Genomic DNA, 19,678 nt, shown 5'->3' on the forward strand with positions numbered 1-19,678 from the left:
ATCGGTACTTTTTTATTTATTATTCCCTAACGATCTGGTGGATATGTATAGGTTCTTTTCCTATTGTGGTGATTTCTAAAGAAGAGAAATCCTCGAACATGGTTTTATTTAATTTGATGTAGCCTACGTTCCCTTGATAGACGATGTTTTTCTCACCATCTTGAGAGAGGCCGGTGATAGATACCAAATTCTCGTTACTTCCGGAGAGGAAGAAAGATACGGCGTTGATATCATCGCATTTTATGTGAATTATTTCTCCCGGATTCAAGTTCTTATACGTATCTAGGTTCATATCGTACATCATAAGAGCCTCATTGATTTGCGGGTCTTGTTGGGTTGTCGCCGTGAATCCTAGTACATATAGCTCCATTTGCTGATCCGAGTTATTTCGCATACGGATATAACGGGCTTTCGGATCGATGGTGCGGATCGTATCCTTAGCGTTTTCCGTGGAGACATGGGGGATTAGGCTCCAGCTCTTTCCGTCAGCAGACCACTCGAATACCCGTCCGGGTTGGTTGCTTTTCGGAAGATTGAAACAGAAGGATTCCGCTTCTTTCTGGATTTCCCAGCCGATACCCAGATATTGATTAGGCTGTACCTTGACTACCTCGAATAGGGGGACGTAACCGACCGTATTATCACCCTCGGCACAAGGCTGGCTCTTCAATTGGTCGATATTCGTGAATATGGAAGGGATGCTAACCTTCACCTCGTCTGGGGCGATACCGTCCGTAGATAGCAGGTTACGACCTGTCTGGCGGTATAAGTCTACGATGAAAGGGTGTAAGACTTTCGATCCGACTTTCACGCCTTTAGGCTGTGCCTTCTGGTTCAGCGTGCGGTTTATCAGTTTCATGCTATCTAGCAAGGCAGATGTTTCCAGATAGCGTTGCCATGTATAAGACCGGTCTTTCTCATACCAAGCGTGCGCCATATGCAGAGCACTTGTACCGGCTTTTCCTAAGAACTCGAATTGGATAAGCCATGGATTGATTTGTTCGATCAGGCGTTTATTGGGACTTTGGCTGTAGATCATGCTCGGGGAAGCCGTGATTTGAGCGAATAAGGTTCCCAGAAGATTCGCGCTTTGCTCCGGGAACGTGTTTTTCTTATATCCGGCGAGGAATGTCTGGATAGGAGCCACATAGTTAGCGGACTCTTCCCGGCGGTATTGATGTCCGTTCGGACCCGGATCGCAGTTATGCTCGCAGAAAATGCGGAAAGCCATGGAGGCCTCCGGCATAATAAAGTCGCAAGCGTCTTTCCATGCCTGTGTAGGATCGTAATTCTTGATATTCCAAGTGTACATTCCAACGCCGAATATAGCGACCTTGGAAGCCTCGGCGTATTCCATAGGATTGGATACGAATCCGGTCATGGTGCCGGCGGCTTGCGTATCTAGGCCGTAGGCGGCTCCCATCAACAAATGATCTTGGCAATAATCGCTTACGGGGAAGTTCCACCAGATATAGGCGGGACGACGGATACGGTTGTTTACCCATTCGACGCCTTCTTTCGTGATATCGGCTACGACACGGTCTCCGGTCCACATGATTTGGATGGCGGGATCGAGTTGGGTACCGAGGATATCCAGATAGTCGGTCTTAGCCCATGAACGGTTGTATTCGGTAGGGCACATGATCAGGGGTTGCACGTCATTTTTCTTGCTGATAAATTCCTTATGGATGTAATTCAATAAGCCGGCTTGCTTTTCCGGGCGGGCTCCCTCTCCGGATATATCATCGAAGAAAACGGCGAAAGAGCGTACGCCCAAATCGTACATTTTCTCGAATTTGGAAAGGATATTCATGCTATCTGTTAGGTTCCATTGAATGTCTTGTCCCGGGTGGATGGCCCAAACGAAGTTTACTTTGTTATGGGCGGCCTCTTTCGCTAGTTCCTTGATATGCTCGGCTTCCTCGGCGGGATAAGGTTTGCGCCAGTTGGGGGAGCTGTGGTAAGGATCATCTTTCGGACCATAGATATAGGTGTTCAGCTTGATCCTTCCGTAAAAGCGGATTTGCTCGATACGGTCGGCGTGGCTCCAAGGCTGTCCGTAGAATCCTTCCACGGTACCCCGGAATAATACGTCCGGATAGTCCTTGATCGAGCAGAGAGGCAGGATCTTCTTACCCTCGTCATATTTAGCTAATTGCTTGAGGGTTTGGGCGGCGTAAAACAAGGAATTATCGTCTACGATCCCGATCGTGATACCTTTTTTAGTGATCGTCAGCGTATAGGCACCCGAGCGTTGCATTTCCGGAGTTTTGTCTTTTAGCTTCTTGATCTCTAAAGGGAGAGATTTGCCGGATTTAGCGAAAGGTAGCGTTTCTTTAAGTAGTTTGACCGCATCTGCGTCCGGATTATTTATACCCCGTAGGGCATATCCATGGGGCGGTGCGTATGTTTGGCTGGAAATAGTCACTTCTTGGGGCTCGGGGAAGATTCCTAGGGATAGCTTTTGGCTATACGTTAGGCTGCAAACGCCTAGAAGGAGCATGGTGACGAGTAAATACTTTAGTGTTTTCATATGCGATATGATTTAATGTTAACGTTCGTAAATGTAGGGAATAATTAGACACGAAGCACACGGAGGGCACGGATTTGTTCCGTGTGCTCCGTGTTTTAGATCTTATAGGGAGAATAGCAATACCCGGTTATCCGGATTTGTCCATTCATGGATCAAGCTACGCACGTCGCTATATTCGGCGGGAGTGAACTGTTGCTTGTCCAACTCGATCGTACGTACTACCTCGATCGTATTTCCTCTTGGTGTGATCGTGCGGGTTACTTTACCAAAAGGCTTGCTTATCACTTGCTCTTTTGTGGAGGTCTGCAACTTCATGCCCTCGGCGGGAGTAACCGTGTAGGTTACCTCTTCCCTAATTAGGGAGGGGAGTTCGAATAAGTTGGAACGCTTGCTGTTCAAGGTGCTCATGCCCCAGCTATCGATTCCGGCGGAGATGGCTGGCAATACGCAGATGGCGAAACCGCCTTTTGCTTGATCGGTGGAGATGGCCACGGATCTACTTTCCTTAATCTGAATAGGTGTGGTCTCAATCTCAATGGAAGCTCCGGAGAGGGAGACTACCTTATCTAGTCCGCCACGATTTGTCAGTGGGGAGGCGGATAGGTATTGGTCTTTCCCATCGACAGTGGCTTTTACGGCTAGTGTCTGGATGGCAGCCAGCCCGCAAGCGTCCGTATCGAGATGGCCGGGATAGACGGCGAGGACTTCCGACGGGATTCCGGCGGCATTCAACATCACGTTCAAGAGCTGCGCGATCTCTAGCGGCGTACCGTAGGCACTGCGGAGAACGGTATCGATGTCACGGACGGTATAGCCGGTCATTGCCATGGGGATAGGACAGGTACTGAGATTGTTGAGTATATGGTCTCGGATGATGTTCACCTTCTCTTGTTCGTTACCGCTTTTATCGGTGAGGAATTGGGCGAAGGTTTTGCTCTCGTATCCCTGCGATTCCTTTAAGCGCTTATCCAAAGTGGCTAAGGCCGCTTTACCTGAAGGATAGGTAGAGGCTACCAAGTGGGGTGAAGCCTCACGGTTCTTTGGTTGGAAAGCCTCACGGGAGGAAGCGGGAATGTTCCGTAGTGTCCAGTGTACCTCCTTTATACTGTCATGGCTCTCCTCCACGGCTTTTACGGGGGAGCCGTACAGACCGCAAGCCAAGGGGGTCCCTTCCGGTACGGAGATAGAGACCTTGCATTCCTTCACGGGAGAAGTCTCTTGTAGTCGCTCGTTGATATCCAGAGCCGGATAGTAGCCCGGTTTTGTGATAATAGAGTAATCCAAGTAAATCGTGGCCCCAAGTTCTAGGCCAGTGTGTACCACGACCATTTCCTTAAGTTGGTTATAGGCCGGAGCGTCGGCGGCGAAACGGGGCAGGACCTCCACGAAGGCGTTATCGGGTGTCTTTACGATCGTACCGTCTTTCTGCCTCGTATAGGATGAGTGAATCTTCAGTGTTTGGAAATCGGGATTGTAGACGATAAAACTCTCGCCATACGTGCTATTCATCGCAGTGTGCGTGAAGAGCGTCAATTCCATGGAGGATCGATATTCTTGGCTACCGTCGGCATGCAAGGTCCAAGCTTTTGATACCTTCCCGTACTCAGCCTCCGATGCGGCGAATGAAGTAACCGTCATCGCTAACAAGCTTAGGAGAAGAATCAGTTTATAGGTTATCTTAATCATTGTCTTTCTGTTTTTATTTCTTGATAATCAAATAGTCACCATAACTCTTATAAGCGTTCACGGCGGAACGGAAACCTTTCCAGTCGGCTGCGTCGTAGACACGCTTCTTCAACGCTAGCTTCTGGCGCAAGACGATGTTCTGGTCGCCTTCCTGCGAAAGGGAACCTTCGAAATCGGCCGCATCGCTTCGCTGGGCGTCATTCTTCGGGGCGTTCAAGAGGGTATAGCCCTTGGGGAGGCGGATGGTCTCATCTTGTTCTACCAAACGGGAGCAAGCGTCCTTGAATCCATACGTACGGTTTTCCGGTTTCGTATCGATACGCAAGAAACTCTTCACTTGATTGTAGAGGTTATTCATGACTAGCGGTTTGATAAGCATCTGGTCTCCGGCGATAATCGCATAATCGGGGATCTCATAAGAGAACGTGATCTTGATAGGGGCCGCTTGATAGTTCTTCGGGTCCTTACCGTAATCTACACGAAGCAGTTTGGCGTTGGGGGATACGGTCAGCAATTGCTTCTCCATCGTGTTCTGCCAGTCGGATTGCCATCCGGTGGTGAAGATGCGGCGGATATTGCTGTCGGATTGTCCCTCGGCGGTGATCGTGAATTGTCCGCGGAGCGTGCCTTTCTCGTCTAGGTGGTTGTCGGCGTGGATGCGGACGTAGTGGTTCTCCGGGGCGGAGACAGGGGTTAAGCGGAGGTCGGAGCCTTCGGGCACACCCGGGAGGTAGTTCTGCTGTTGCTCGGCGCTACTCCATAATTCCCGGCAGAAAGGAACCCAAGTCGGGTCGAGAGGCATATACGTACCGCTCGCCAGTTTTACCACCGCCACGCAATGGTTGAAATGGTCGGCGGGGATACTTTCTACACGGCTTCCCGCCATTGTCATCGCCGGGTAAGCCTCGAAGCCGGCCATGCGGAGGAAGGCGATCAACGTACCGGCGATATCCTTGCAGACACCGCAACGATCGGTATAATTCATCTTCAGGTTGTGGAGCGTGAAACCCTCGCCTTTACCCATCGAGATTCCGGAGTAACGGATGTTATCGGCCACCCAGTGGGTCAATACGGCTATCTTCTCCATTTCCGTTTTCTTGCCTTTGATCAGCTCGTCTACCTTCCTTTGGGCTTCCGGGATCGCGGTAAAGCTTCCGTAATCCTCGTTAACCTTATTGAACCAAAGGGATTTATCCTCCCAGCGGGGAGTACTGGACATCATGAGCTTCGGGGCAGCGTCGAATAGGTCTACCATATTCGGTTCCTTGGCGAAAGGAAGGATATCGTCGGAGGTGAAGGTATATACTTTCCGTCCGTCCTCGTATCGCATCGAAGAGGTACATTCGCCTTGGTAGAACTGGAATTGCAACTCTTTCTCCATCGGCATGGATACCCGGTACACCTTGCGCACGGTAGGCTCGGTAGCCCAGAAGGGGACGATATCGTAAAACTGTCCTCGCATAGGAGGGATGAAACGCTCGTCGTCGTCGCCCGCCGTCAGCAAGGCGTAGGTGAAACCTTTCTTGGCGATCTCGTACTCCACGACATCTCCCGGTTGCAAGCGGCCCACTTCCAGCATGATCTGCCGGGCGCCCCAGTAGATGGCACGTGCGGGGGCGGCGTAGTCGCAAGCTTGGGTCACGTCGAGATTGATCACGTCGCCGTTCGCACGGTAGATCGTGGCGTAACGAAACTCGGCATGTGCCGTCAGCGGGTCGTAATCGTATTTGATGATACGGTTGGCGACGGCTCCTTTGGAAGTCTGTACCTTAAAAGCCTTGCATACGGCGAAAGCCCCCGAGCCGGTAGGTTGTACCGTTACGGCGGTGCTATCCAGCAAGGTGACGCAGTCGTATCCTGCATAGGCTTGCGATTTCTCCAAGGTAGGATCTTGCGGGTATCGGCAAGAATCCTGCCCGTACATAGGCGATAAGGCCAATAGGGAGACCGCGGTGATTGTTAGAATTCTTTTCATGTTTATAGTGTTTTTGTAATGATATTTCTCGCTAGCTCCCGGCAGGCGGCACGGTCGATCTTGCCGCTTCCGGTTTGGGGGATCTCGCTTACCTTTATGATGTGCCTCGGACGGAGGTACTTGGGCAGGCTGGCGAGAACCTCTGTTAGCATCTCACCTCGTAGGTTTGAGGCAAGCAGTAGCACGACCGCCTCTCCCAACCGAGGGTCGGGGGCGGCGGTGATGGCATAGGGGCGGTCGAGGTAGGGCCGTAGCCGCTCTTCCACCTCCTCGATCTGTATCTTGATACCTCCGCTATTGATGATATTATCTTTCCTTCCGATAATGGCGAAACTCCCGTCCGGCAGCAGGCGGGCGACATCGTTCGTCACCAGCCGCTCGTCGCAAACCAATGGGGCGTCTATCACCAAGGTATTGTCCGGCGACAAGGATAACGTCACCGAGGGGAAGGGATGGTAATAGGGTGAGGCTTCCGGCCCGTTCAGCCGGCGCAGGGCGACGTGAGACAGCGTCTCCGTCATTCCGTAGGTGGAATAAACCGTGTTTGGCATCTGCCGTATCTCCTGTTCCAAGGCCGCGTCGATCGCCCCGCCGCCGATAATCAGGATATCCGTTTGCTCCAGCCGCTTACGTTCCTCGGGTACTCGCAATGTATTGTAAACCTGCAAGGGGATCATGGCGGCAAAGCGCAGGGGCGTATCCCCCCAATCCGCCAACGGGTGTCCGGAGGGCTCGCGCACCTCCAGATCCAGTCCGGCGTATAGGGAGCGGACTACCATCATCTTTCCGGCTATATAGCGTAGGGGCATACATAACAAGGCCTTGTCGCCCTTCTTAAGCCCCAGATAATCGCAGGTAAGCCGGGCGCTGTTCAGCATCCGGTCCTTGCGTACTCGCATCCGCTTGGGCGTACCGGTGGAGCCAGAAGTCTGGACTTCCAGAAAAGGGGAGGGATCGTGCCATTCAGCTAAGAATGCTTGTAAATCATCTTGTATCGGCATAGGTCAAAGGTCATAGGTGAACCAGATGGTGTCTCCTTTTCGTTGGATCAACTTATGTTTATCGTCCTTGAAAATCTCGCCGGTTCCCAGACCTTGCGGTAGCGGGTTACCTAGCGTGGCGCACCATTGGGCGATAGCGTTCAGTCCGATTTGCGATTCCAGAGCGGAGGTGACCCACCATTTGGGCCTCTCGGGGGTGCTCCCTAAGATAGTTTCCGCTAAGTGAACCCATTCCGTGCATCCGGCGATGCCTCCGTGGAGGGAAGGCTTTAATATAATGTATTGGGGATGGATCGTTTCCAACAACCGCTGTTTCTCGTCCGGGGCGTTACAGCCGATCAGTTCCTCGTCGAGAGCGATGGGAAGGGGTGACTCTGCCGCAAGGCGTGCCATCTCTTCCAACTGCCCGGCACGGATAGGCTGCTCGATGGAATGCAAGTCCATCTCGGCGAGCCGCTTCAGTTTGTCCATCGCCTCCGAGGGTGTGAAAGCGCCGTTGGCATCTACCCGAAGCTCTATTTCCTTGGCAGAGAAATGCGCACGGATGTGTTTCAATAAAGAGAGTTCCCGCTCGAAATCGATAGCGCCGATCTTCAGCTTGACGCAGCGAAAGCCCTCCTTCATCTTTTCCTCTACCTGTTCCAGCATGTACTTATAATCGCCCATCCAGATCAGTCCGTTGATGGAGATGCCCGCCTGCCCCTGCGAGAAGGGCGTGTCGTAATGCCGCCAACCGCCCTGTTCATAATGGCGCATGGCCGTCTCCAGCCCGAAAAGGATGGATGGGTAATGGCGCAAAGATTCGGTGTCAACATGCCCCTTCTGTTCCAGATCGAGGCAAGCCTTGGATAACGTGATCTCGTAATCCACTCCATAATCGCAACTGAGATCCGGCAGGGGGGCACATTCTCCGATACCAATAACCGAGGGTTCGTCTTCCTTACGGATTCGGACCTCCCACAATTTCCGGGTCGTGTAAACACCCCGTGAGGTTCCTGCCGGTCGCTTGAAAGTCAAGCACCGGGGAACCACCTCAATCCTATATAACCTCTCCTTTACCATTCATTATTCATTCTTAACTATTCATTATTCATTCTCAATCCCCCTACGGGAATTTCGGGTAATCCTCGAAGCGTGGACGGCGTTTCTCCAAGAATGCCTTGCCGCCTTCCTGCGCCTCGTCCGTCATATAGTAAAGCATGGTAGCATCTCCGGCCAACTCTTGTATACCGGCCTGTCCGTCCAACTCGGCGTTCAAGCCCGCCTTGATCATGCGCAAGGCCAACGGGCTAAGCAACATCATCTCCTCGGCCCATTGAACGTACTCGTCCTCTAATTTATCCAAGGGGACTACCTTATTTACCAGACCCATATCCAAAGCCTCCTGCGCATTGTACTTGCGGCATAGGAACCAGATCTCACGGGCCTTTTTCTGTCCGACCACACGGGCGAGGTAAGAAGAGCCGAACCCGGCGTCGAAGCTACCCACACGAGGACCAGTCTGTCCGAAGATAGCGTTCTCGGAAGCGATCGTAAGGTCGCAAACCACGTGCAATACGTGTCCGCCGCCGATAGCGAAACCATTCACGGCCGCGATGACGGGTTTCGAGAGAGAGCGGATCTGCTTTTGTACGTCCAATACGTTCAAGCGAGGTACGCCGTCTTTACCCACGTAGCCGCCACGTCCTTTCACGTTCATATCGCCTCCCGCGCAAAAGGCCGTATCTCCGGCTCCTGTCAGAACGACTACGTTAATGTCCGGGCGTTCCCGGCAGATGTAAAAGGCGTCGCTCATCTCCGTGGTCGTAGTCGGGGTAAAAGCGTTGCGATACCGTTCCCGGTTGATCGTAATGCGGGCGATGCCGTTGTAGAAATCAAATAAGATCTCCTCATATTCCTTGATGGTTGTCCATTCTCTTTTCGTTTCCATATATTATATGTTTTGTGCTTGGGATGAATTTTTTAGTTGATGATAATATTCCTTGAGCAATCGTACGTCTTCTGCTTTGTCCGTGAAAACCTCCATGAATAGGGGATGTTCGCTCGGTTGCTCCGTTTGGGTAAAGGCGCTCATCGCCGCTGCCAACTCCTCGGCATTATGGACAGCGGAGTAGGAGAATCCCCTTTCCGTGGCCCATCCCTCCGCTGAGGTCTGGTGGGAGGCGGTAACGTAACGGTGCGTACGCTCGTTCATCTTGAATCCCGGCAAGGCTTGGAAGATCTCGCCACCTCCGTTGTTCAAGAGCAGGATGCGAAGGTTATTGTGCAAGTTACCGTTCCACAACGCGTTCATATCATAGAAGAAACTAAGATCGCCTATAACGATAAAGTTTAGTTTTTGCGAGGCCGAGGCGTATCCGATGGCCGTAGACAAGGAGCCTTCGATCCCGCTCGTACCTCGGTTACAACAAACCTCAACCGTCTCGGGTACGGTGTACAATTGCGCGTAACGTACGGTGGAGCTATTCCCCAAATGCAAGGCCGATTCAGCCGGAAGCGAGCATATCAAACCACCGATCGCCGCCATCTCGGAGTAAGCGAACTCCGGCTCCGGCAGGTTCCGGGATTTGTATTCCCAAGCCTTCGGATATTCAATCTGCCTATTCTCCAGCATATAAGCGATTTTCTCCAGAAACTCGAAAGGGTCCATCTCGATCACCGTGGTCAGGCTACCGAATAAATCCGCTACCTCTCCATCCAATGAGACATGCCAATGCTCCTTAGGCGGGTGTTTCCGCAAAAACTCTTTCAGCCGCTTGGAGACAATATGGCCACCGTAGGTGATTACGAGCTCGGGAACTAGCTTCTCTTTTTCCTCCTCCGGGGTAGCATACAGGATAGCGTCGAAATTCTTGATCGGTAATCCCGGTACGATACGGTTGCCGATGTGCTCGGAGAGCCAAGTGAAATGCTTGTATAGTAACTTGCATATTTTCTTCTCGAAGAGATAGATCAAGCTCATTTGTCCCGCTATCATCATCCGCTTGCTATATTTGTTCAAGCGCTCGATCAGGTCATCATATTTCCGGTCGTACACGTTCAAGCCTTGATAACGGGTGATTACCCGTACCTTCGGCAATTCGGGTGTCGTGAACTGAAATAAAGGCTCGGAGATCGGAACGTTGATATGCACCGGTCCTTTGCCGTGATGGTTCAGTTCCAACAACGCCTCGTTGATCAATCGATTGCAATACCATTCATCTTGATCCGTATGTATTTCCGGTAGCTGCACCGACTTCTTTACCAGCGAGCCGAACACCCCGGGTTGCGGCAAGGTCTGTCCGTCCATTTGCCCGATCCATGCGGCGGGGCGGTCGGCGGATATCACGACAAGTGGAACTTTCTGATAGAAAGCCTCCGCTACCGCCGGATGTATATTCAGCAAGGCCGTGCCCGAGGTACAGCAAACAGCCGCCGGCTTACCTCCGTGCAACGCTAGCCCTACGGCAAAGAATCCCGCGCTTCGTTCATCCGTCACGGAATGGCAATTGAAGAACGAATGGTTTGCCAATGTGTGCACAATCGGAGAGTTCCGGCTTCCCGGACATAGCACGATATTACTTACGCCGTGCTCTATCAGCAAGGCTACCAATTGAAGGATGTTCTTTTTATCGCTATACATTATATGATATAAAATTATAAATTACCCACTATTCTCCGCATCGTATCTAATTTATCCTCTGTCTCCTGCCACTCATCTTCTAGCTGCGAGGCCGCCAACAGACCGCCTCCGGCATACAGCGTAAAGGTTTGGGGGAGGATATTCATGCAACGGAGGTTTACGTACAGATCTGTTTTGCCTTTGGGATCCAGCCAACCGATGAAACCGGAGTAATAGCTACGATCGTACCCCTCATTCTCGATGATGAAATGATAAGCCTCCTCCTTGGGAAGACCGCAAACTGCTGGAGTAGGGTGTAATAGTTGAAGGACATCACCCAGCTTCTCGGGATTCGGCAAGGAGAAGAAGAAATCACTTTTCAAATGAGAAACCTCTCCGGCCCGGGCTGAATAAGGCCCCTTCTCCTCGGGAGTAATACCCAAGGTGGACAGCTGGCGGCGTATATAGGAGGCGACTAATTGCTGTTCTCTCCAATTCTTATGGTCCCAGCTTTTCGGTAATTTCCCGTCTCGTAAGGATTGGGTTCCGGCCAAAGCTACCGTTTGCCAGTCGCCTTTCTCGCCGGATAACAAGATTTCCGGTGTCCCACCCATCCAAGTTCCGGTTTCCGGGGTATGGCAAAGGTAGACATAGGAGCGGATATATCGTTCTTCCGCGGCGAAGAATGCCTTGCCGGGTGAGAAAGAGGGATCTTTCCGGATCGTTTTGCTACGGGATAGGACTAGTTTATCTTGGCTTCCTTTTAGCAAAGGGTTGGTAAACAGGGAGAAATGGTAAGCGTATCGTTCCTTCTCCTCGGATTCGGACGGGATTTCGATTTCATTCGAAGGGAATTCGTTTTTCTCTCGAGAGAAATCCCAATCGGATTCGGAGGGGATTTCAAAGCAATCCGGTTGGATTAAAACGATAGGTCGTTCCGCTGTCACCTGAAACGGAGCGATTACAAAACCGCTCCGTTCATTTAAGTCTTTTATGTCGTATAATAGGCAAGGAGAGCCGGCGCTTTGCATCCTGAAATGGAGCCTATCCTCACCGGGAATACGCCAAATAGCGAAACTCCGGCCTTGCTTGATCAACGTGTCTATTATTTCGTAAGAATCTCTTGGAATCATTTCTTCTTTAGTATACTATTGATTACCCGTACAGAGGAAACCAGTTTGTCGGTAGAGGTGAATATGTCTACGTTCCACACATGGGATGAACGGCCTTTGTGGATAATCGTCCCGACGGCACGTACCGTGTCTCCCTCGTGGGCGGACGACATATGGCTGCCGCTAACTTGCATGCCGACTACCATCTCGTCCGGTTTCGCCAGAATCATGGAACCTAGTCCGGCCACGGTCTCTGCCAGAGCCAGTGTAGCGCCTCCGTGCAAGATACCGAAAGGCTGGCGGGTCCGTTCGTCTACAGGCATGGTCGCTTCCACACGATCCTCTGACGCATAGGTATATTGAATGCCTAGATTACCCATTAAAGCATGTTTGGCCCGTGCGTTTAGTTGATCTAACGGAACCTCTGTGGGTTTGATCGTGGCAAGGATCGCTTTCTCGATCGCTACCGCCACACCTTCCATATTATTGGGTAAGGTCGTGAAATCGGCACAAGCCTTTACGGAATCGCGTGCGTTACCCATCGCCACGCCGGTACCGGCTAATTGAAGCATGGATACGTCGGCCACGCCATCACCAATAGCGACAACCTCTTCGGTCGTGATATTCAGCATCTCCATCAATACCGCCAACGTATTTCCCTTATTGATGAAATGAGGAGCTACCTCCAAGAAATAGTCCTCGGAGCGGAAAGCTTCCAATACCCCGTCCAGACGTTTCTTCCAATGATTTTCGAGACCCACTAGATTGTTCTCGTCATCGCTGGTAAGAATACACTTACAGGGTGCGAAATCCACCGCTTCCGGGAAATTCTCCACACCGATGATGCGCATCTTATTGAGTTCGGCCTCCTCTTGGACATGCTTGTTTTCCGGGCTATCGGTTAGGATATAGTCCTTGTGATATGTGAAGATCGCGAAACCGTTTTCCTTCGCCTTCCGGTTCAAATAAGGAATCATGGCCGGATCGATTCGTTTCTCGAACATCAATTCTCCGGTCTGGGCATTGATGATCTGACCTCCGTTATAAGATAATATGAAACCACCGTAATGATTCAATTCAAGGGCCTCCGCCAAGGGTTGAACCCCGTTGGTGGGTCGGCCGGATGCCAATACAACATGAACTCCCATCTGCTGAGCCTTTAACAAGGCGGCATGGGTCCGGGGAGTTATCTCTTTCTTGTCGTTAAGCAACGTCCCATCTACGTCTAAGACTAATAATTTGTACTTCATGGCGTCTTATTTTTATGGTTTAGAATACAAATATACATAAAATAGTTGATAGTTAGAAGACATTTCCATGAAAGGAATTTACGTATATCGGCGCAAGCTCACGCCTATACTGGCGTAGCCCTACGGCACTACTGGTATAGGCGTATGCCGGTATAGGCATTGGCCTGTGTCGATACTGGTGTAAATGTCTCTGAAAAAACACGTACGTGTTCTCGCGAAAACATGTACATGTTTTTCGGAAAATACGTACGTGTTTTTTTTCAAAGCAATTCTTGGATGAAACGAGCCACTCCATCCTCATCGTTCGTGTATTGGGTGATGCGGTCGGCATTGGCCTTGACAGGGGGCTGGGCGTTGGCCATAGCGACTCCCAATCCGGCGAAACGGATCATGGATACGTCGTTGAAACCGTCGCCGATAGCGATCACTTCCTCCTGTTTTATCCGGGTTCGCTCTAGTAAGCGGGATAACGAGGCTGCCTTATCGATGCCTTTGGGGACAAGCTCCAGATAGAATGCCTCGGAACGATATACGTTGATACGTTTCCCTAATTCTTGGCGGAGCTTCTCTTCCAACGATACCAACATCTCCGGTTCGCCTACCACCAAGCATTTATCGGCTGGCTGATGCAAATCCCGCAGAAAATCGTCGGTAGCCTTGATCTTCATTTTGGTTAAGAAAGATTCGTATTGTACGTATTTATTTTCCGGATGCTCGCTTAAGATATATTTACCGTTGTAGGAAAGGATAGCCAGTCCCGCTTCTTTGGAGCGGTTGTATAAAACAGGTATGATATCGGGTGGCAAAGCCTGTTCGAAAAGTACTTTGTCTGTCATCAAGTCGATCACCTTACCGCCGTTGAAGGAAAGGATAAAACCACCATATTGCTTTATGTTCAGTTCCTCGGCTAAAGGCACGATACCGTAGGTGGGCCGGCCGGAGGCTAAGACCAGATGCAATCCTTTTTCCTGCGCTTGCAGAAGGGTTTCCCTCGTAAACGGGGTGATCTCTTTTTTACTGTTTGTCAGTGTACCGTCTAAATCCAGTACCAATAATTTATAGTTCATGCTCTTGTTTCGTGTTGATCGTGATTATTTTACCTCTTTGGGAGATATAATTATAGAGTTCTTTATAAAATGCGTGCCGGGTAAGGGTGGAAGCGTCTCCCAAGATCATCAGTTTCATACGGGCACGGGTGATCGCTACGTTCATGCGCCGCAAGTCGTTCAAGAAACCGATCTTTCCATCCTCGTTGGCCCTTACCAAACTGATCAAGATGACATCGCGTTCTTGCCCTTGAAAACCGTCAACGGTATGTACGGTGATCAGTCTGCGTAAAGGCTTGAAGAAAGCGTCTTGTTTGATCAATTTACGGATGTATTGTACCTGCGCCTTATAAGGGGAGATCAATCCGAAGTCGATATTCTCTTCCAGCACTCTCTCCTTGGATATTTTCTGTATATAGGAGCGTAATTGTTCCACGAGCAATTCCGCCTCTTGCCTGTTGACACGGCTCATGGTCTCTTCTCTCGTATTTTCCGTGAAATCGCACTCGGACGTATCGAACCATACGATGGGAGTGTCCAGTCGCAAGATTCCCCGCCCACTTACCTCGGGAGCGGATTCGAGTTCGTTATGATAGAACCATTGGGAGGAGAAGCGCATGATATCCTCGTGCATACGATATTGGATCTTCAAGAGAGAGACCGTTTCCGGTTTCGCATGGGCTATCTTTTGCATCAAGGTACGTCCTAAGCCTTCTCGTTCCGCTTCTATACATTTAATAGTAGGGGGCAATTGGTGATGATCGCCCGCTAGTATGACCCGGTCCGCCTTGCTGATCGCTATCCAGCAAGCGGCTTCCAAGGCTTGGGCGGCCTCATCGATAAACAAGGTCGTGAAGTGTCGGTTCATCATGATCCGGTTTGCGGAGCCAACCAAGGTGCAAGCGACAACACGAGCCTCGTCGAACAGCTCTGTATCGATCTTGACTTCCAGTTCGGTCGCCCGGAATTTCAAACGGGAGAGGCGGTTTCGGATCGTATCCCGTTCCTCCCGGCTTTTCTTTCGCATATTGGATTGTATATCCCGTACCGCTTTTCGGATGCTCCATAACTCGGGATAATCCGGATGCGATTCGAAACGGCGTTCATATGTGAAAGAGAGCATCTTGTCATTGATACGAGTGGGGTTCCCGATGCGCAGGACGTTAATGCCTCTATCTACCAGTTTCTCCGAGATGCAGTCTACGGCGGTATTACTTTGGGCGCAAACGATCACTTGATTCTCCCGGTGAAGGGTCTCGTAAATGGCTTCCACCAAGGTGGTTGTTTTCCCGGTTCCGGGAGGGCCGTGTACGATAGATACTTGTTTCGCTCCCAATACCTTGTTTACGGCTTCTTCCTGCGAGCGGTTCAACCAAGGGAAGCGGATCGGGAATAATTCACGCTGTCCCGGTTTTTCCTGCCCCAGCAATACGTCCCTAAGATGGGAGAGTTGGTTGTTTTTTGCCCGCATCACGTCCGAGAGAGCGGAAAACATCGTTTTATAGCTGGTCTCGTCGAAGTAGAGTTGCACGCCGAGATCATTGCTTTTTCCTTGTATATCCATCAAGGCGGAAGGAGTGGGGAGAACTACCACCATCCGGTTCTCTTGCACGTAGCTGATCGTGGCGGAGAAATCCAGATACTTAAATTTACCACTGATATCTGCCGTAAAGAAGCAAACCGGGCGCCCGTACTCAAAATTATGCTCGATCTCCCGGTCTTCTGTCCTTTCGATCTCGATCACCAATTGGTTTAAGGAGTTATAATAACTGCGTCCCGGAGTGACCGGATACCAACAGAGGCCCTGCGCCACTCGTTTTCGCAAACCCGTACGCTCGGATTGCTGTCGGTATGTTTCCTTCTCATATTCATATTCTTTCTGCAGGAGATCATATTGCGTTTGCAAAGTTACTACAAAAAAGTGAAATGCGGAAAGATATAGTGATAGAATTGAGTTACAAGGGTTTTGGTTGAAGTGGCGATAATCCGTGAAGCCATTACAATCCCTGCCGAAGCCAAATCCTGACGCCGCTACGTTACTTGTTCGTAACCATGCCCGAAAATGCGACAAACGGGTACGAATAGCGAAACAAGGCTCTAAGGAATAGTGAGTTATCCATAACTCATGCGAAAAATCAGGTTACGGAAAAAGATTGCGCCGTTCCTCCCCGTTTTGCGTACCAACACCGGACTCTTCACCAACTAATTTTGAAACCCAAAAATTAAGGACAATGAAGAGTACATTTTCAGTAATCTACTACCTCAAGCGTCAGGTAGTGAAAAAGGACGGGACAGTTCCCGTCATGGGACGCATCACGGTGGACGGCAGCCAGACACAGTTCAGCTGCAAACTGACTGTCGATCCGAAACTGTGGGACACCAAAGGTGGACGTGTCACGGGCAGAAGCACGGCGGCACTCGAAACGAACCGTATGCTTGACAAGATGCGGGTACGCATCAACAGGCATTATCAGGAAATCATGGAGCGTGACAACTTCGTCACGGCGGAGAAGGTGAAGAACGCCTTTCTCGGACTGGAACACCGCTACCACACGCTGATGCAGGTGTTCCGCCAGCACAACGAGGACTACGAGAAGCAGGTGGAGGCAGGCATGAAAGCCAAAGGCACGCTGCTGAAGTACCGCACCGTTTACAAGCACATGCAAGAGTTCCTCGACATCCGCTACCATGTGAAGGACATCGCCCTAAAAGAGCTTACCCCGGCTTTCATCTCCGACTTCGAGATGTTCCTGCGCACGGACAAGCACTGCTGCACCAATACCGTGTGGCTGTACGTCTGCCCGTTACGGACGATGGTATTCATCGCCATCAACAACGAGTGGCTGACGCGCGACCCGTTCCGCGAGTATGAAATCAAGAAGGAGGAAACAACACGCAGTTTCCTGACCAAAGATGAGATCCGCCTGCTGATGGAGGGGAAACTGAAAAACGCCAAACAGGAATTGTACCGCGACCTCTACCTGTTCTGCGCCTTCACGGGGCTGTCGTTCGCGGATATGCGCAACCTTACGGAAGAGAATATCCGCACCTACTTCGACGAACACGAGTGGATAAACATCAACCGCCAGAAAACGGGCGTGGTGTCCAACATCCGCCTGCTCGACATCGCCAACCGCATAATCGGCAAATACCGGGGACTGTGCGGGGACGGCAGGATATTTCCCGTTCCGCATTATAACACGTGCCTTGCCGGTATCCGTGCCGTCGCCAAGCGTTGCGGCATCACCAAGCATATCACGTGGCATCAGAGCCGCCACACGGCAGCCACGACGATATTCCTCTCCAACGGTGTTCCCATCGAAACGGTCAGCTCCATGCTCGGACACAAGAGCATAAAGACGACGCAGATTTACGCAAAGATAACCAAAGAGAAGCTCAATCAGGACATGGAGAACCTTGCCGCAAGATTGAACGGCGTCGAGGAATTTGCAGGTTGCACCATCTAAAAAGAAAAGCCATGAAACGTGACACAATCATCATCGAGGACAAGGCAGTCAGCGTAACCGGTAACGACGTGTGGATGACCGCCACCGAAATAGCCGGATTGTTCCATACGACCGTCCCGGCAGTGAACGCCGCCATCAGAGCCGTCCGCAAGTCGGACGTGCTGAACGACTACGAGGTGTGCCGCTACATGCAGCTTGAAAACGGGCTGCACGCGGACGTGTACGCCCTTGAAATCATCATCCCGGTCGCTTTCAGGGTGAATACCTACAACACCCACCTGTTCCGCACATGGCTGGTGGGAAAGGCACTCTCACAAGAGAAACGGCAGACATACGTGATGTTCATACAGAACGGAAAAGCCGGGTATTGCTGATTGCACATACCCCATAAGACAAGTAAACGGGTAGCACCACAAAAGGTGTCACCCGTTTACTTTTTCATGAAACCGCCTCACTCCAGCGGCTTGCGGTAGTTCGCTTCCAGTACCCCGCGCAGCCCCGTTTCCGGGTAAAGCACCTTCCCTCCCAAAAGTATGAAGGGCAACACGCGGTTGTTGCGGTATTCCTGCAAGGTGCGCCGGCTCACACGGAGCAGTTCCGACACCTCGCCGTCCGTCAGGTAACGTTCCCCGTCCAGCGGAGGACGGTAGCTTTCCAGAAATGCGGACAGCCATTTCGAGCCTTTGCGCATATCCTGCACCACAGAGGCTATCGGCTCGTCTTCCATCGTAAAAACATCGTTGTTCTCGTTCATCATAACTTCGGATTCAGTGGGTGAATAAATCAAATCATCTGCCGTGCGGATAGAGCGTGCCGACAAGCGGTATCAGCCGCTTCACCTCCTCTGGCTTGTAATAGAACCTGCGGTTTATCTGCGAGTAGCCGATAAGCCGCCTGTCACGCAGCGTCTGCAACGTGCGCGGGCTTATTCTCAACTGCCCGCAGACCTCCTCGCCCGTGAGCCATCTTTCCATGCGCCCCGTGTCGCTTTTGCGCCTCAGGGCGGCGACCTTCTCCGAGAGTGCGCCGAATGCCGCCACCATCATCTCGAAAGTCTTTTTCTCGATAGATACTATTTCCATATTCATGTCATTTAGAGTTTGCCGCAAAGGTAACGAAACGGCATACAAGACGTATCGTTTTCCGCTGAAAGGCTGCCTGTTGCGCCGTTTGACCGGGTTACGGAGCCATCTTCCGCAAAAATCTTACGTGAGTCACGTAGTGAGTTGTTAAAGCCCCTTTTGTTTATTGCCGAATTTTGTCGCAGAAACAAAAAGAAAGGACTGAACATGAAAGTGATAACAATGGAAAGTTCCGCCTACAAGGAGATGATGGCGCAGATTGCGAACATCGCAGGGTACATCCGCGAGGCAAGGGACGAGAAGAAACGGAAGCGGGAAACCGAAGACAAGCTGCTTGACACGGCACAGGCGGCGAAGATGCTCAACGTGAGCAAGCGCACCATGCAGCGTATGCGCACCGACCACCGTATCGAGTATGTGGTGGTACGCGGAAGCTGCCGCTACCGCCTTTCCGAGATACTGCGGCTATTGGAGGACAACACAGTAAGGAACGAGGAAGGGACAATAGACACCCTGTTCCACAACCACACGCTGCGCACGGGCGGCAAACCAAAAGGAAGGAGGACATAGGTCATGGAACTGCTCACACGAAACAACTTCGAGGGCTGGATGCAGAAGCTGATGGAACGGCTCGACCGTCAGGACGAACTGCTGCTGGCGATGAAGGCTGAGGGGAAACAGCCCACTATCACGGAAAGCATCCGCCTTTTCGACAATCAGGATTTGTGCATGTTGCTCCAGATAAGCAAACGCACCCTCCAACGCTACCGCAGCGTAGGCGCATTGCCCTACAAGACGCTGGGCAAGAAGACCTATTACAGCGAGGAGGACGTGCTGACATTCCTTTCCAACCATATCAAGGACTTCAAAAAGGAAGATATAGCCTTCTACAAGGCTCGTATCCATAATTTCTTTCATAAATAAC

Annotated in this window: 17 protein-coding genes; 4 read left to right on the forward strand and 13 right to left on the reverse strand. The window is 51.1% G+C overall.

Annotation, left to right across the window (positions count from 1 at the left end):
• Positions 1–19: 19 nt before the first annotated feature.
• From NBH16_RS03085 to NBH16_RS03135, 11 genes are all read right to left on the reverse strand, one after another.
• Positions 20–2,533, reverse strand: a complete 2,514-nt coding sequence (locus tag NBH16_RS03085) for a beta-N-acetylglucosaminidase domain-containing protein (protein ID WP_217772824.1) — start codon at positions 2,531–2,533, stop codon at positions 20–22.
• 102 nt (positions 2,534–2,635) lie between these two features.
• Complete coding sequence (locus tag NBH16_RS03090; protein ID WP_250788096.1) at positions 2,636–4,219, reverse strand: DUF3857 domain-containing protein; 1,584 nt, start codon at positions 4,217–4,219, stop codon at positions 2,636–2,638.
• Positions 4,220–4,232: 13 nt separating this feature from the next.
• Positions 4,233–6,194 (reverse strand): DUF3857 domain-containing transglutaminase family protein, encoded by a 1,962-nt coding sequence (locus NBH16_RS03095; protein ID WP_250788097.1) that lies wholly within the window; start codon positions 6,192–6,194, stop codon positions 4,233–4,235.
• A 2-nt stretch (positions 6,195–6,196) separates the two neighbouring features.
• Positions 6,197–7,195, reverse strand: a complete 999-nt coding sequence (locus NBH16_RS03100) for an AMP-binding protein (protein WP_250788098.1) — start codon at positions 7,193–7,195, stop codon at positions 6,197–6,199.
• A gap of 3 nt (positions 7,196–7,198) precedes the next feature.
• Positions 7,199–8,257, reverse strand: coding sequence for an o-succinylbenzoate synthase (locus NBH16_RS03105; protein ID WP_250788099.1), 1,059 nt, complete (start codon positions 8,255–8,257; stop codon positions 7,199–7,201).
• A 43-nt stretch (positions 8,258–8,300) separates the two neighbouring features.
• Entirely contained in the window at positions 8,301–9,125 is an 825-nt protein-coding gene (gene menB / locus NBH16_RS03110; protein ID WP_250788100.1) for a 1,4-dihydroxy-2-naphthoyl-CoA synthase, read from the reverse strand.
• A gap of 3 nt (positions 9,126–9,128) precedes the next feature.
• Entirely contained in the window at positions 9,129–10,817 is a 1,689-nt protein-coding gene (menD, locus tag NBH16_RS03115; protein WP_122382423.1) for a 2-succinyl-5-enolpyruvyl-6-hydroxy-3-cyclohexene-1-carboxylic-acid synthase, read from the reverse strand.
• Between the two features lie 14 nt (positions 10,818–10,831).
• Complete coding sequence (locus NBH16_RS03120) at positions 10,832–11,929, reverse strand: isochorismate synthase (RefSeq protein ID WP_122369431.1); 1,098 nt, start codon at positions 11,927–11,929, stop codon at positions 10,832–10,834.
• Positions 11,926–13,158, reverse strand: coding sequence for a Cof-type HAD-IIB family hydrolase (locus NBH16_RS03125; RefSeq protein WP_005862246.1), 1,233 nt, complete (start codon positions 13,156–13,158; stop codon positions 11,926–11,928). The genes NBH16_RS03120 and NBH16_RS03125 overlap by 4 nt, the downstream gene beginning before the upstream one ends.
• Before the next feature lie 260 nt (positions 13,159–13,418).
• Positions 13,419–14,225, reverse strand: coding sequence for a Cof-type HAD-IIB family hydrolase (locus NBH16_RS03130; RefSeq protein ID WP_250788101.1), 807 nt, complete (start codon positions 14,223–14,225; stop codon positions 13,419–13,421).
• Positions 14,215–16,155 carry an AAA domain-containing protein gene (locus tag NBH16_RS03135; protein ID WP_250788104.1) on the reverse strand — a complete coding sequence of 647 codons (1,941 nt, stop codon included), beginning with the start codon at positions 16,153–16,155 and terminating at the stop codon, positions 14,215–14,217. Before NBH16_RS03135 ends, NBH16_RS03130 begins: the two co-directional genes overlap by 11 nt.
• A gap of 280 nt (positions 16,156–16,435) precedes the next feature.
• Here NBH16_RS03135 and NBH16_RS03140 point away from each other — a divergent pair, with 280 nt between their 5' ends.
• Together NBH16_RS03140 and NBH16_RS03145 are read left to right on the forward strand one after the other, a co-directional pair.
• Entirely contained in the window at positions 16,436–17,671 is a 1,236-nt protein-coding gene (locus NBH16_RS03140; protein ID WP_004291422.1) for a site-specific integrase, read from the forward strand.
• An 11-nt stretch (positions 17,672–17,682) separates the two neighbouring features.
• A complete protein-coding gene (locus NBH16_RS03145) occupies positions 17,683–18,045 on the forward strand; it encodes a hypothetical protein (RefSeq protein WP_004291423.1) in 363 nt (120 codons plus the stop codon).
• A 77-nt stretch (positions 18,046–18,122) separates the two neighbouring features.
• Here the strand turns inward: NBH16_RS03145 and NBH16_RS03150 are convergent, their stop codons facing one another.
• The gene (locus NBH16_RS03150) at positions 18,123–18,428 is read right to left on the reverse strand and encodes a helix-turn-helix domain-containing protein (protein ID WP_004291424.1); all 306 of its coding nucleotides are present in this window, start codon (positions 18,426–18,428) and stop codon (positions 18,123–18,125) included.
• 31 nt (positions 18,429–18,459) lie between these two features.
• Positions 18,460–18,759, reverse strand: a complete 300-nt coding sequence (locus NBH16_RS03155; protein WP_004291426.1) for a helix-turn-helix domain-containing protein — start codon at positions 18,757–18,759, stop codon at positions 18,460–18,462.
• A 138-nt stretch (positions 18,760–18,897) separates the two neighbouring features.
• Between NBH16_RS03155 and NBH16_RS03160 the strand changes: the two genes are divergently transcribed.
• Together NBH16_RS03160 and NBH16_RS03165 are read left to right on the forward strand one after the other, a co-directional pair.
• The gene (locus NBH16_RS03160) at positions 18,898–19,323 is read left to right on the forward strand and encodes a helix-turn-helix domain-containing protein (RefSeq protein WP_004291432.1); all 426 of its coding nucleotides are present in this window, start codon (positions 18,898–18,900) and stop codon (positions 19,321–19,323) included.
• 3 nt (positions 19,324–19,326) lie between these two features.
• A complete protein-coding gene (locus NBH16_RS03165; protein WP_004291454.1) occupies positions 19,327–19,677 on the forward strand; it encodes a helix-turn-helix domain-containing protein in 351 nt (116 codons plus the stop codon).
• The last annotated feature ends 1 nt before the right edge of the window (position 19,678 follow it).

Source organism: Parabacteroides sp. Y3-G-102 (genome assembly GCF_023656845.1).
Classification (GTDB): domain Bacteria; phylum Bacteroidota; class Bacteroidia; order Bacteroidales; family Tannerellaceae; genus Parabacteroides; species Parabacteroides distasonis.